Below are 13,360 nucleotides of genomic sequence, written 5' to 3' on the forward strand. Positions count from 1 at the left end.
TATTGTAATTCGCTATGCTAAAGCCGTTCAAACTATTTCCACTGATGCTGCTTTTCACCAGCATTCAGGCCCAGACCTTTTATGATAAAACCAATTGGCTGCCCGACCCGCAATTTAGAAGTGGTCTCACCATTGCTGTTACGGATTTTAATGGGGACCACTATCCGGACCTCCTTAGGATGCGCAATGGCAAGAGCCTGGAAGTAGGACTGATGGTTCCTGGTGATACGGTTTTCGTTTCGTACTCTACTGGTGTTGCGCATCCCAGTCCAGCCTGGTGCCTGGTGGTAGGTGATGTTAATAACGATGGATTCAAAGATATAGTCACTGGTGGTAACTCGGATCAGATCATTCTGTGGAAAATGGGACGTGATGGTCAGGTGATCGAGAAGACCATTTTGCCGGAAAGTAACATTTATGTTCAGGCCGCAAATTTCGTAGATATCAATAACGATGGCTGGCTAGATCTTTTCGTTTGTAATGACGATGGCATTTCACGCATTTACGGGAATGATGGTCAGGGTAACCTGCAGCCACAGACCGGCTGGTTGAATCTCCAGACTACGATACCTTCCGATAACTCCGGTAATTATGGCAGCATATGGACCGACTTTGATCAGGATGGCGACCTGGATCTGTACATTTCAAAATGCAAGGGAGCTGCCCAGCTACCTACGGATCCCAGACGGATCAATCAACTGTTTGTTAATTACGGTCCACAGGGTTTTAAAGAAGAAGGTGTCCAGCGGGGACTGGCTTTGGGGGACCAATCGTGGGTCAGTGATTTTGGTGATGTGGATAATGATGGTGACCTGGATTGCATCGTTTTTAACCATGATCCGCAGTCAAGGCTTATGATCAATGATGGAGGTGTTTTTAAGGATTATACCGATTCGATGGGTGTGAAGATCGAAGGTTTGTTGATCCAGGGCTTCTTTCGCGATATGGACAATGACGGTCATCTGGACATAGTGGTATTGGGCAATGCTCCTTATTATTACCATAATGACGGTAATTACCATTTCTCAGGACGGTCTGTCTGTAATGCTCAATACACCATGACCTCTGGGATGGTCGCAGACTTCAATGGGGACGGTTACATGGATATTTATGGCATCTATGGTAAAGATTTCGTCCAGCCAGGTCCAGATTACGATAAGTTATGGATTCAGAAAACGGGTGAGTATTGCTGGGTAACCATTGGTCTGGAAGGCACGGTCTCTAACCGTGATGGTATCGGAGCTACCATTGAGATTTACAGTTCGGTAGGCAAGCAGATCCGGGAAGTTCGTGCGGGGGAAGCCTATGGTGTGACGGCCTCACCTGAAGTTTATGCAGGCATCGGCTCGGATAAGGGCGTAGAAAAGGTCATAGTCAGGTGGCCATCTGGAATCGTCGATTCCTTTGGATACCTGCCTGCTAATAAGAGATATGTGTTCACGGAGGGGCAGTGCAGGTATCTGCCGGTTCCGATGCAGTATGCCGGAATTCCTTCCATCTGTGGTGGTGACAGCCTGACCTTGTCCTTGCCGGGTTGGGATTCTCTCGTATGGAGTACGGGATCTACCGAGCCCCAGCTCCAGGTAAAGGCCTCCGGGATCTATTTCGGTAAAGGAATTCTCAATGGTTGTCCCCAGGTCTCTGAACCGCTCCGGGTGGTGGTAGACCCGGTTGAGTCGCCACGCATATCCTTGTCCGGTGATTCTATTTTGTGCGAGGGTGGGGAGGTGTTCCTTTCTTTGCCGGAAGCTCGAGCCTATACCTGGAACAACGGATCCACCGAAAGGAGTATTCGCATTGATCAGCCGGGTGTTTTTTGGGCTGACATTACCGGACAATGTGCTGATTTTAAAACCGATACGGTGCGGATTCAGTTCATTCCGGTTTCCGATCCTGACTCGTTGGAAGATGTAACCTTGCCGGGGCCGGGAATGACGGTCCTGCATGCAGTCGGGGACAGTTTGCTCTGGTATGAACCGGAAAATGGTATTTTGGTTGGCACGGGTAATGATTTTCAAACGCCGTTTCTCACCTCAACCACTACCTATTATGTTAGCAATGTGACAACTTATCCCGGATACGCGGTTGGTCTGGGTGAAGTGAATAAACCGACGGTAAATGTATACCACAATAATAACTTCAACGGCCGCTTGATTTTTAATGTCTACCAGGCACTGACCCTGGATTCGGTGACCGTATTTACCGACACACCGGGTGTGCGGCGCATCATTCTGGTAAAGGGGGCAGATATTCTGGCTTCCCGGGAAGTAATGCTGGACACAGGCGCAACAGTGGTCGCTCTGAATTTTACCATTGAACCGGGATTAAGTTATGAGCTGACGACAGATGCTGCATACAACCGGGACTTATTTGGCGTTAATTCGCCATTCTTATACCGTACGGTGGGCTTGCAGGGGGCCTATCCCTATGGTGACCCTGGAACGATTGAAATCATTGGAAATAACTACGGCCTGGAAGAATATTATTATTTCTATCGGTGGAAAGTACGGACCATCGACCGTTACTGTGAAAGTGAACATTTTCCGGTACAAGTCCATATTATGACTTCATCGAGTGAGCTTTTAGAACAAGCAGGCTGGAAAGTATTTCCGAATCCGGTGAATAGCATGTTTTTTGTTCAGCCCCATCCTGATGCCAGGCCCATTCTGGAATTGAGACTGTTTGATGTTCAGGGAAGAGTGCAGTGGGAATCGCGATCGGTATCAAGGGCAGAAACCAATTCTATTTCGATGGGTGAACTTCCTGCCGGCATGTATTGGTTATCGGTTAAGACAGCGGAAGGATCCTACAATGTAAAAATTTTAAAATTCTAATGATCACATCCTAAATCAATTTTTATCTTTGCCCTCGCCTTCTGAATATGGTGGATGTAGCTCAGCAGGTTAGAGCGTCGGATTGTGGTTCCGAAGGTCGCCGGTTCGAGCCCGGTCTTCCACCCTACGGACGCTCCCTGCGGTCGGTCAGTATGGCCGCCCGCAGGGAGTAGCGGAAGTAGTGCTGACAAAATGGAATAGACAAAGCGAAGCGCAGGATATTACCTTTTTCGTCAGTAAAACTACCAGATACCCATGCAATTTTACGTATACATACTTTATTCTGATTCGACAAGGAAGTTCTATATAGGCATGACGGTTGATGTTGAAAATCGGATGTTACACAAGTAATTGGATTCGACTTAATCCGTTAATTATAAGTCCTTGTTTTACCCAAAATTGTTGAGGTGATTTTGTTCATCAGCGATTTTTCATTGACGTTTTCGTCATTAGCCTTTTTTCTTTCCTCCATGATCCGGGTTAATTCCTGAATGATGCCGGGCCGCTTTTCTACCAATGGCCGTAAATTAGCTGCCGATACTTCGAAGACGAGGGCATAATCTATGGCTCGAACGGCAGCTGTTCGTTTTTCTCCCGTAAGAAAGGAAAACTCGCCTACCACCGCACCTTTTTGTAACAGGGCCAATACCTGATCTACTTCCTGGATTCTTCCGACCACTTCCAGGCTCCCTTCATGAAGAACAAACAACGATGATCCTTCCCGGTCCTGAACAATGATCCGTTCCAAATGTCCAAGTTCTATTGGCCGGGCACGTTGAGCTAATTGCTGCAATTCGTCCTTATGTAGCGCTTTGAAAATCGAAACCCGGGATAGTGTATTATAAATGTCCTCCACCGGAAAACGGGTTTCTGCTTCCTCACGGTCTTTAACATCCAGGCCTTCAAGATATCCATCCTGGTTTTGCAGGTATTTCAGTCTGCCATAATTCTTGGCCAGATAGTTTTCAAGGATGCTGGCAGACGCAGGAACGCACTCTTTGCCGGTGTATTCCATCAACCCACGGCTTTTAGCCCATTCTGCCACTTCATTCATGGAATTCCGGTAATTACGGCAAGCGGATAGATACAAACCATCCTGATCACCGAAAGCCCTGCTGAATTGTTTGGGGATAAGTTTTAATCCGAAATAATTACCCCGTTCGTGCCACAGGACAAATTTTTTTAGATCGGTGGTTAGAAAATTCAATTCTGGAAATGCCTGTTCATCCATTTTTAATACGGCACGCTCGGCATCGCGAAATACCCGGTGCCAGGTTTCCTGGGAATTGTGCACATTCACTCCGGCTAATTCAATCGCTTGTTTTAAATCTTCATGGTGGGCATGCAAAAACATCAGCGTTGCAGTTTTTTTGCGCAGAAGATTCCCAAAGCTCACCGGCATATTTTTATTCGGACGAACTCCGCTTACCGCAATTTTCCGGGCGGCCCATACCTTTTTCCATGCTTTAACATCGATACGGTTTCTGATGGCTTCAAATGACGGTAATTGACCAAATATTTTGCGCTCCCGGGAACTGAGTAAATCCAGACCTTCCTGTTTGGCAACTTCAATGATACCAAGACAAGTCAGCAGTTCAAGATAAAGTCCTACGCGAAGAAGCCAACCCGGATCGGTAAGCATGCGCTTTTCTTCGACCATATCTCCGAAGATCGCTTTCATGTAAAGATTGGCTTTTTCCGTACCTATACATAGCACGGGAATCCACGGATGATAGTCGATACCGATTTTCTGATCCGACGTTACACCAGTCAATTGTATGTTGAGATCCCATGGTAAAAGTTGTTCGATAAGCCGTTTATACAGAGATCCAAAGAGGGACTCATTGTAAATTTCGAAATAATGATAATCCGAACTAACGATGACATCCTCTATCTGCAGGTCCAGCTGAAGCTTCAATCGTTCAAAGAAGAGAGAGGCAAATTCGAAAAGAGCTTGATGCGGTTTTGCTTGGCGTATATCTTCAACCAACTCATCTATTGGAATGGTTAAAGTCCAGGCCTCGGAAACATTTTCCGTTACGGCGTCGCGATGTGGATCAACAGCTGGCTCTGAATTCATTGCTTCTCCTTTCCGTATTGGTTTAAGGAGTCTGCCATTCCATGCAGGAACAATAAAATCCATTTTACCCTGATGATTCAAAACAGTGATCGTGGCCTTTAAAATCGCATTGTCCGGAAAGTTGTTAACCGACTTTTGATTCTGGAAGATCCGGTACAGGAAATTGATGGAAGATTCTGCTTTGTGGGTGTACAAGGCTGTTTCTTCGCTTGAGCCGAGGCCGGGATAAAATGCTTCATCAAAGGATCTTCTCCCCGGGATAAAAGGTATGATGGTCAAGTTGAAACCCAGAACCTCCTTCCTGGAGTGGTATAATTCAATATGTTTCTGCAGTAGTCTGGTTTTTTCATCTTCTGTGATGTTTTCAATGTTGATTTGAAGTAAATGATTGAGAGCCTTCAAATAATCCTGCAAATCCATATTTGAATTATTGTACCGAACCGGATTGATTTCTGGACCACCCTTATGGAGGCATGCCGCTATCTATGAAAGATAGTAATAAAGCGCAAAACCGTTAGGAAGGTCTGCTGATTTGTTTAGTGTGCGGGAAGCCCAATGAGCAGGAATTGGGTTTGCAATAGTTACCTATAAATTTACAATCAATGATTGTTGAACTTGAAAATGTGAAAACAATATGCATTTCGATCATTGTGGTAGTACACCGTGAGTTTAATAGGAACTGTTAATCAGGCAAGGAATGTCTTATGGGTTTCCATGATCGCTGCTGCTTGTGGTACTAGTCAAATGGTGCAAGTTAGAAAGTCTGAAAATTTCAATTATCACAGTAATTCATACTTTCGGGTGACCTGATATCCTGCCAGTGGGCATTACATTAGTTGTGATATCCTGAATTGTAACCTATTATAAAGGAACATGAAATTCATCGCATTATTTTTTGGCCTCTTTCTAACGACAGTAGTACTTGCCCAACCAGCTGCAGAAATGCACCCCATAACAAAGGATTCATTTAAGGTGTCTCTGGTAATAGATAAAAATCAAACATTAAAAGTATTGAGTTTCGTGTCTTCTAAAGGTGAAAGAATAAAGGCCCAAATAATCAGACAGGGTGATTTGTCAACGAAAGAAATGCGTCCGGGTCACAAAATCAATGGAATATTTCAGTTTACTTCATTTGCAAGCGATGGAGGTTTAGGAACTACACGTGTACTGAGAGGGAAGGGTGTGGGAGATCTACGGGATGCTATTCTGATTGTCGATGATAATATAGATTCCTATACACAAAAATTAGCCGGAGTGGGTGACATGGCCTTTCGCTTAAATTAACCGGATGTACCAGATTATTTTACCCCAAACACATACGGCGTTAAGATCCATTTCCTAATAAGCGTGTTCTGATCGTGTAGGCATCACGCGGATTTTCTACCAGTATTTGGTTGATTTCTGTCTTGGTAAATCCGTTTTTCAGCAAGAGGGGGATGAATGTCGTGAATAGAGCCGTGTGCTCCACATAGTTGTTACCTTCCCCGTACGAATACCAGCCGGCATCCATGGATAGTAATATGCGGTTTAGAAAGCCATTGTCTTTTAAGGCTTTTGTCATGGTCAGGTATTGATACAATGCACTGGAGTCCTGTTTCTGAGGGGTAACCCAACCCAATCCATCGAGGGATATCCATCCTCCCATTCGGGCCATGCGAAGGTGGCCTGCCGTACTGCCATTCTGGGCATGCGTCCAGACAAAAGCGGAAGGGGAAACATGCTCCTGCACAAGCACATTAATTTGATTAAAAGCCGCGGTGTCTATCCCGGTATGGCTGACAATGGTTAGTCCGGTTGCCTTGTGGGTTAAGGCTGCTGCTCTCACAATCCGCTCCTGAAGGCTGCCAAGACTGGAATCCGGATCAACGCTAATTTTGATAAAGCCGGGTCTGACATCGCTTTCATCAATACCATACTTGAATTCATGGATCCAGGCATCCGCCATTTGCTCTGCTGTCCAATCGTATGCTTTGGTGGGAATATAAATATTTTGTTGCGCGCCGTAGTATCCGGTATTGGTGATGAACTGGATGCCGGAGGCGTCAGCTAGTTTTTGCAACAATAGTATATTCCTGCCCAGGTAATTAGGTGTGCATTCAAGAATAGACCGTACTCCGAATTTTTTCAGAACCTGGATATGCGGAAGGATGGACTGGTACGCTGCCTCCTGATTCCAATCCGCCTGATTTGTACTGTCTGCTGGACGCCAGTCCAGGAAAACATGCTCATGGATCAGCGACAATCCCATGCTGTCAGCATCGATGGGGCCGTTTATGGTCATAATCCTGTTTTCATCCTCAGTGGTATTTTCCGTACACTGGAACAGGAAAAAGATACCGGGGGTCAGTACAAATACACTTATTTTGAAGATCCAGCGCAAGGTGGTAGCTGATGTAACTTTTGTAATTTGAGACAACATAATTAATGCTTTCAATTTAATGCTAAAGTTTGATTTTAGCATCGAAAATTATGTACAGCATGTTTTAAACGTCCCCCCAAATCCTTTGATCGAGGAACCAGATCCGGAAGGTATTTTGCCAGGATTCGATTTGTTACCTAAAATGGACTATTCTATTTATCTTGATATCCAGGTGTCAATGATATTATTATCATTTCATTTAAAACGCTGATCGAGCCAATGATTACAAATCTTAAATTCGTCATTTACCTGCTTGCCGCCATTCTGGGAAACCCATTTTATCAGATGGTATCCTATTTCGTTTGCCAAAGTTTGGGTTGGGGAGGCGAACCGTCATTTAATGTTTATCAGGCCAATCTAATGGGATACCTGTTTATTCTGGTCGTTATATTTATTATCCGCTTTGTAATTTATTCCCGAATTTTTACTTCGAAGGAATACCCGATGACTATCCGGGGAAGCAATAGCTTTCTTTATCTTTTCGCAGAAAGGCATTTATTTCAACTATTGGGGTTTTATACGCTTTGGCTATGGGCCCAAGAGTTGGAGGGAAATGTTATCGGATTTCTTGTTTTTCCTCTTACTTTAATAACCGGTATCGTTATTTCGGTTGTGACCTTTATCCGGATTCTCAAACTAAAAAAGAAATGGCGTCAGATACATTCAGTTAGTCTGGGGGATCCTAATTAGAATGAAAATTAGCATTACAAGCAAATTTCAAGAATTAAAACAGCAATTACAATCCGGTAAATAAAAGATTGTTTAGGTAACCGGACAGCCCTTTTTCAGGTACTTGATTTACAGGTGAATTACAGTAATTTAATTCTTTAAATTAACCTTTTTGAAAATGGGATTTTGTTCAATGCATTCCTGACAACCCATCTTTGACATTTTAAGTGTGCTTTCTTTGGCTTTGCTTAAAATATCATCCCACTTAGGCTCATCCTCCTCCCGGAACACACTGACCTCTTCACGGAGCGATGCGATCAGATTGTTGGTAAAGAATCCTCCCGTAACATTGCAATATGAATATTCGCCCTTGCTTGACCCGGCGGCTATGATGTTGCCTGAGGACTCCAGGAATAGCTTCGCTAATTTCGGCAAGCTCGCATTAACAGTCGATCTGGCGGCCAGGAAGGTAGTGCCTAATTTTTTTGTCACACCAATATCAGCATTGCAACAATCACCTATGATCAAGTTAAGACGGGCGCCTTTTTGCTGGATTATCTGATTAATTTCAACCAGATTCATACAGTTCTGCGGACTAAATTCCTGATAGTCGCTATAGCGAAAATCCAGTTCCGGGAATGGTTCTGTCTGATCGGAATAGCGGAATCCGTGTCCGGAGTATATGACGATAACCACATCATTTGGTCCGGGTTGGAAATTTTGTAACGTGGAAATCACTTGTTCCTTCGAGAAATTTTTATCGGTTATCAGGATCTTGTCGAATGTCATTTGCAGCACACTGGCAATGCCCTCAAATTCACTGGAAGTATTGTGAATATCAGCACTGGTAGAAGTACCGATGTCGGGTATTAACGTATTGGCAATCATGATGTAATGCAAAGTCGGAACACTGGTGCCCGGATTGGATGCGGGCTGTAGAATGGTTTGTGGCTTGGCCGCTTCCAGCAAGGTATAATAATCTTCATCATCCTGGGTATAGAACCATTGCAGGTATTCTGCCGTGAGGTTCGTCGGCTGTACTTCCGTTAATTTAACCTCTGCAATCTCATCAAAATTGTCGTTTTGCAAGTGATAATCGTCGATTGCATAGGGGCCGGTCCATTGATTGTTGTCATCCATGGCCCAGAAAATATGGAAGGGGTTGTATAATGTATCCGTCTGATAATACACGTATCCCGTTTCCAGCCCTTCAAAGACTACAAATCCATCCTGACGCTGAGTTTGATCGTAATGATATTCCGAATGGACCAGATTATAGCCACCATCATACGAGTATCCGACCCGCATGTAAATATCGTCTTCATTGAAGTAGATCATGAATCCGGCATAATCAATGCCTTCGGATGACCAGCGGAGATCATAGAGGGTCTGTCCGACCAGCTGAGTACACGCCAGGAGCAGCGCAATCAGGAATTTGGTTTTCATGAGGCTGAGTTTTTTTATTGCCATATAAAGATAATTTAATCCCGGATGTTGTGTGAGAAGATTCTCAAGCTCACTAACATACCTTCAAGGTGATTACAGTGAGCAGTACGATCAATTCAGGCTCTGGAGAAAAGTTATAAATTTTTTAGTATTGTACTGCGCCATCCCCTGATGATTAACTACGACGTTCCCATGTTTATCAATGACAAAAGTCGTGGGTATCGATGAAGTCTTCAGCACGGCCGGCCAACTGCCTCGCGCCTGGTAAACAGGGAAATCATATCCATTTTTCCGGACGAATTCGATGGCTTTATTAAAGTCCCGGTCCTGAGAGATCATAACAAACTGGATGCCGCTATTTTCCAATTCCTGGTAAAGGTGGGCGATGTTGGGCATTTCCGCCAGGCAGGGAGGACACCACGTGGCCCATAGATTGATGAACAGGACCTTGTCCTGGAAGGCCTGTAAATTCAACGCCTGCCCATCGGCGTCCTGCAGGTCCAGGTTCAGATCAAATTTTGGATAGGTTCCGGTGGTATTGTAATTGATTTCTGTTTTGGGTCGTATCAGTCCGGTAGCCAGTATGCCACGTTGTAAAAACCCGATAACCCGGACGTGTAATCCGGTGAGGTAGAGTACCAGGCCGATTGCAATGAGGATCCCCCATTGTTTTAGCTCTTTGCGGAGCGTTTTATTCATAGCTGTTCACATTAATTCGCGTTCAGTCAGGTGATGTCTCACTAACTAAACATTAATGCAGGAGATCGGTTCCAAGCAACCGGTTATCATAGTTGACATACCAGGTCCGTTTGCTTGGAATTTTGATACCGTGTTTCACAATTTCATCTTCAAGGATAATGTATTCTCCGTCGTATTTTGTTTCGTCATGATAAAAACGATAGCCGATCAATGCGTGTGTATCCGTGGTGAAATAGAAATACCAGGTATCTTTTCCTACTGATGGGTCATAGTTAACTTTAAGAACATCCACATCCTGCTTATTGAATTTGCCCCGCTCAACATCTGGAAGAATAATCGTACCGGGATCCTTTAATTTCATTGGTAACCCATATAAATAAGTGTAGTAATTGCGCAACATCAGGCTGCGAGCACAGGTCAGGTTTAGGTTTTCTGCGACAGTGGCCGTAATCGGCTGGTGGTTCATCCGGTAGGAGCAGTCCTCATTTTTAACGGTCTGTGTAAATAACGTATCATGGCGCAGTTGAGAATGGCTGAATTTTGATTTCCGGATGTCCAGGTACATACGGGTCGTTCGGGTGGGTTTACCAGGTACCTCCTGATTGATGATCAGTGAGTCGGCAAATTTTAACCACTGACCATTTGGATCATGATATTGAATGCTTTCATCCAAAAGAAGTTCCGCAGGTGACCTTTGTGATTGTGCCTGGTTTGTCAGATGGAAAAACAAAAGAATGACAATATGGTATTTCATAAATTGAAAAAATTATGAGGTGTATCGGTATGTAGGAATTGCAATAGGTTTTGCTCAGAGATGTCAGGGATTCAGCCGTTCACCGCAATATTTACAAAATACTGCGTCAGGATCGTGGCCTTCACTCGCACAATAGCGGCAGGTCTGATTGCTTACGTCCTCCTTCCTGGTGGGGGCCCTGATAAGGTCGGAAGCAATGATGCCAGTCGGTACCGCAATGATGGAATAGCCCAGGACCATGACAAATGCAGAAAGAAACCGGCCGGGTTCTGATTGTGGGGTGATGTCACCATATCCAACCGTTGTCAGGGTGACGATGGCCCAATAGATGGATTTTGGAATGCTGGAAAACCCCGGATTAAAACCACCTTCCAGAACATGCATAATACTTCCTATGATGGTAACCACAATCATGATGAAGAAGAAAAAAACCGTAATTTTTGGGATGCTGCGTCGCAGCGACTCAATGATAATCTGTCCCTGTCGTAAAAAGTTGACCAGTTTGAAAACCCTGAAAATACGGAGTAACCTGAGCGCACGTATCACTACCAGGTAATGACTTCCTACGATGAAAAACCCGATGTACGTAGGAAGAATAGCCAATAGATCGATGATGCCAAAAAAACTGAAGATGTATTTTCTGGGCTTATATACACTGTAGACGCGGAGCAGATATTCCAGGGTGAAGGCAATCGTGAAAAACCATTCCAATGCGGTGAGATAAGAACCAAACTTCACCCGGTAAGCCTCCATGCTCTCCAGCAAGACGATGATGACACTGGCTACAATAAAGATGAGCAACAGCACATCAAATGCCTTTCCGGCAGGTGTCTCGGTTTCGAAGATGACTTCGTGGATGCGGTCTCTTGTGGTCAGCTTTTTTACTTGTCCCGGATCTTCTTTCATTCGCATTCGTTAATTTAACAAGAATTACTTTTCCAGACCCGAAACGGAGTTCCTTGTAAGCTATGAGCAACGTTATTTGATGGTGTGAGTTAATGCAGGAATGGACTCCCTAATCACTCAGTAACCAGTCATCTGCACCTTCTTCCAGTAATGGATATCTTTTATGGACCCAATTGTAGAAAGTGCCGGATGATGTGAATTTTGTAAAATCGATTTCAACTTCTACACCGGCATCAATAGCGTAGCGGTATTCTTTAAGTCCGGAAACTACCGTGTCAAATCTCCTTTCCTTGTAGGTTTCATCGTAATCCCGAAGCTCCGTTTCTGACATAACATATCTTTCGACAGGCACCCATAAGATCATTATCCCATCTTTAAGTGCTGTCTGGAAATGTTCGTCATCAGAAAGAAGTTGCTCAAGAAATGATGATTCGAGTCCAAACAATGGATGACGCCATCCGCGCTCCTCCATCCAATGTCGCGTTGCTTTGTTTCCGGGTAATTCCAACTTATAATTGCCTTTGTTGACGCAATCATGTGCAAAAGCGCGGTCCGGAGCTTGTGCTTTGCGAAGAGCCCATGCAGGTACTTTCATGAACGATCATTGTATTTTGAATCACAAGATTGAATAAATATTCGAATGGATACTATTCTGCTACCCCGTATTTTAACAGGTGGATTATAATCGCAAGGACCGGGTTTCCATTAATTCAGGTCAAGGCGCTCACCAGCCCGCAATATTCTTACCGGTTGTTGCACTTCATGTGCGAGTGAGAGGCATTCGTCCGGTTCCACACTGTTAAAGGTAAATAGGTGGTAATGACACGGAATCAATAACCTGGCTCCAACAGTTTTAGCCATCATTACAGCTTCCCTCGCATTGAGATTTCCGGCTACACGGCGTTCAGGTAAGTTTCCATTAATGGGGAGAATGGCAATATCGATGGTAAAAGCAGCCAGGGCCTGAATGATTTCCTGATGCCAAAGTGTATCACCACTGTGGTAAATAAGATAGGGTCCAATTCTGAAAACATAACCCATATACCGGCAGTGGCCCAGCTCATCCCGTTCCAGATCATTATGAGCAGCAGGTATCCCAATGACTTCCCACCCCCAGGGTAATGTAGAGGTTTCTCCATCCCTAAGCCCTTCCGGCCATAGAATGGGGGTTGACAAACGCTCCGAGACAAATTTCCGGTTGGCTTCCGGAATGATCATCCGGATCTGAGGGTTCGCAGCAATTAAAGGTAAAAGTGTGTCTGCGTCCAGGTGATCGGTGTGATTGTGGCTGCTGGTGACGACGTCAATGAAATCCAGCATTTCCGGCGCCACTACGCGTTCCGACATGCGTATATGAGGCTTATCCGATTGTTCGTATTTCCTGGTTAACGAATCGGAAAGATAGGGATCAATCAAGAGATGATGACCCTGGTACTGAATGAGGTAGCTGCTCTGGCCCAGCCACCAAAGGTGCAATCCCGGCATCCGGCGATGCTGATGTACATCGGCCAGAAAATTGTCGTCTTTTTGAAAGGCAGGGATCATTGATCAGT

Annotated in this window: 10 protein-coding genes and 1 tRNA gene; 3 read left to right on the top strand and 8 right to left on the bottom strand. The window is 44.6% G+C overall.

Going from position 1 to position 13,360, the window contains the following annotated elements; all coding sequences use genetic code 11:
• Positions 1–14: 14 nt before the first annotated feature.
• Together H6570_05790 and H6570_05795 are read left to right on the top strand one after the other, a co-directional pair.
• Positions 15–2,834: a VCBS repeat-containing protein gene (locus H6570_05790; GenBank protein ID MCB9318773.1), complete on the top strand. Its 2,820-nt coding sequence runs from the start codon at positions 15–17 to the stop codon at positions 2,832–2,834.
• A gap of 49 nt (positions 2,835–2,883) precedes the next feature.
• A tRNA-His gene (locus H6570_05795) sits at positions 2,884–2,959 on the top strand.
• Between the two features lie 245 nt (positions 2,960–3,204).
• On the opposite strand, the gene H6570_05800 is transcribed toward H6570_05795, so the two are convergent.
• Positions 3,205–5,334, bottom strand: a complete 2,130-nt coding sequence (locus H6570_05800) for a cyclic nucleotide-binding domain-containing protein (protein ID MCB9318774.1) — start codon at positions 5,332–5,334, stop codon at positions 3,205–3,207.
• Between the two features lie 453 nt (positions 5,335–5,787).
• Between H6570_05800 and H6570_05805 the strand changes: the two genes are divergently transcribed.
• The gene (locus tag H6570_05805) at positions 5,788–6,198 is read left to right on the top strand and encodes a hypothetical protein (GenBank protein MCB9318775.1); all 411 of its coding nucleotides are present in this window, start codon (positions 5,788–5,790) and stop codon (positions 6,196–6,198) included.
• Positions 6,199–6,238: 40 nt separating this feature from the next.
• Here H6570_05805 and H6570_05810 read toward each other — a convergent pair whose 3' ends face one another.
• The 7 genes from H6570_05810 to H6570_05840 all read right to left on the bottom strand — a co-directional run bounded on the left by H6570_05810 (position 6,239) and on the right by H6570_05840 (position 13,352).
• Entirely contained in the window at positions 6,239–7,195 is a 957-nt protein-coding gene (locus H6570_05810) for a phosphotriesterase (protein MCB9318776.1), read from the bottom strand.
• A 957-nt stretch (positions 7,196–8,152) separates the two neighbouring features.
• Positions 8,153–9,448 carry a caspase family protein gene (locus H6570_05815; protein MCB9318777.1) on the bottom strand — a complete coding sequence of 432 codons (1,296 nt, stop codon included), beginning with the start codon at positions 9,446–9,448 and terminating at the stop codon, positions 8,153–8,155.
• A 111-nt stretch (positions 9,449–9,559) separates the two neighbouring features.
• Positions 9,560–10,147: a TlpA family protein disulfide reductase gene (locus H6570_05820; GenBank protein MCB9318778.1), complete on the bottom strand. Its 588-nt coding sequence runs from the start codon at positions 10,145–10,147 to the stop codon at positions 9,560–9,562.
• 52 nt (positions 10,148–10,199) lie between these two features.
• On the bottom strand, positions 10,200–10,901 hold the full coding sequence (locus H6570_05825) for a hypothetical protein (protein MCB9318779.1): 702 nt from the start codon (positions 10,899–10,901) through the stop codon (positions 10,200–10,202).
• A 63-nt stretch (positions 10,902–10,964) separates the two neighbouring features.
• Complete coding sequence (locus tag H6570_05830; GenBank protein MCB9318780.1) at positions 10,965–11,807, bottom strand: ion transporter; 843 nt, start codon at positions 11,805–11,807, stop codon at positions 10,965–10,967.
• Positions 11,808–11,916: 109 nt separating this feature from the next.
• Entirely contained in the window at positions 11,917–12,402 is a 486-nt protein-coding gene (locus tag H6570_05835; GenBank protein ID MCB9318781.1) for a hypothetical protein, read from the bottom strand.
• A 110-nt stretch (positions 12,403–12,512) separates the two neighbouring features.
• Positions 12,513–13,352, bottom strand: a complete 840-nt coding sequence (locus H6570_05840) for an MBL fold metallo-hydrolase (protein MCB9318782.1) — start codon at positions 13,350–13,352, stop codon at positions 12,513–12,515.
• Positions 13,353–13,360: the final 8 nt, after the last annotated feature.

It is taken from the genome of Lewinellaceae bacterium (genome assembly GCA_020636135.1).
Taxonomy (GTDB): domain Bacteria; phylum Bacteroidota; class Bacteroidia; order Chitinophagales; family Saprospiraceae; genus JAGQXC01.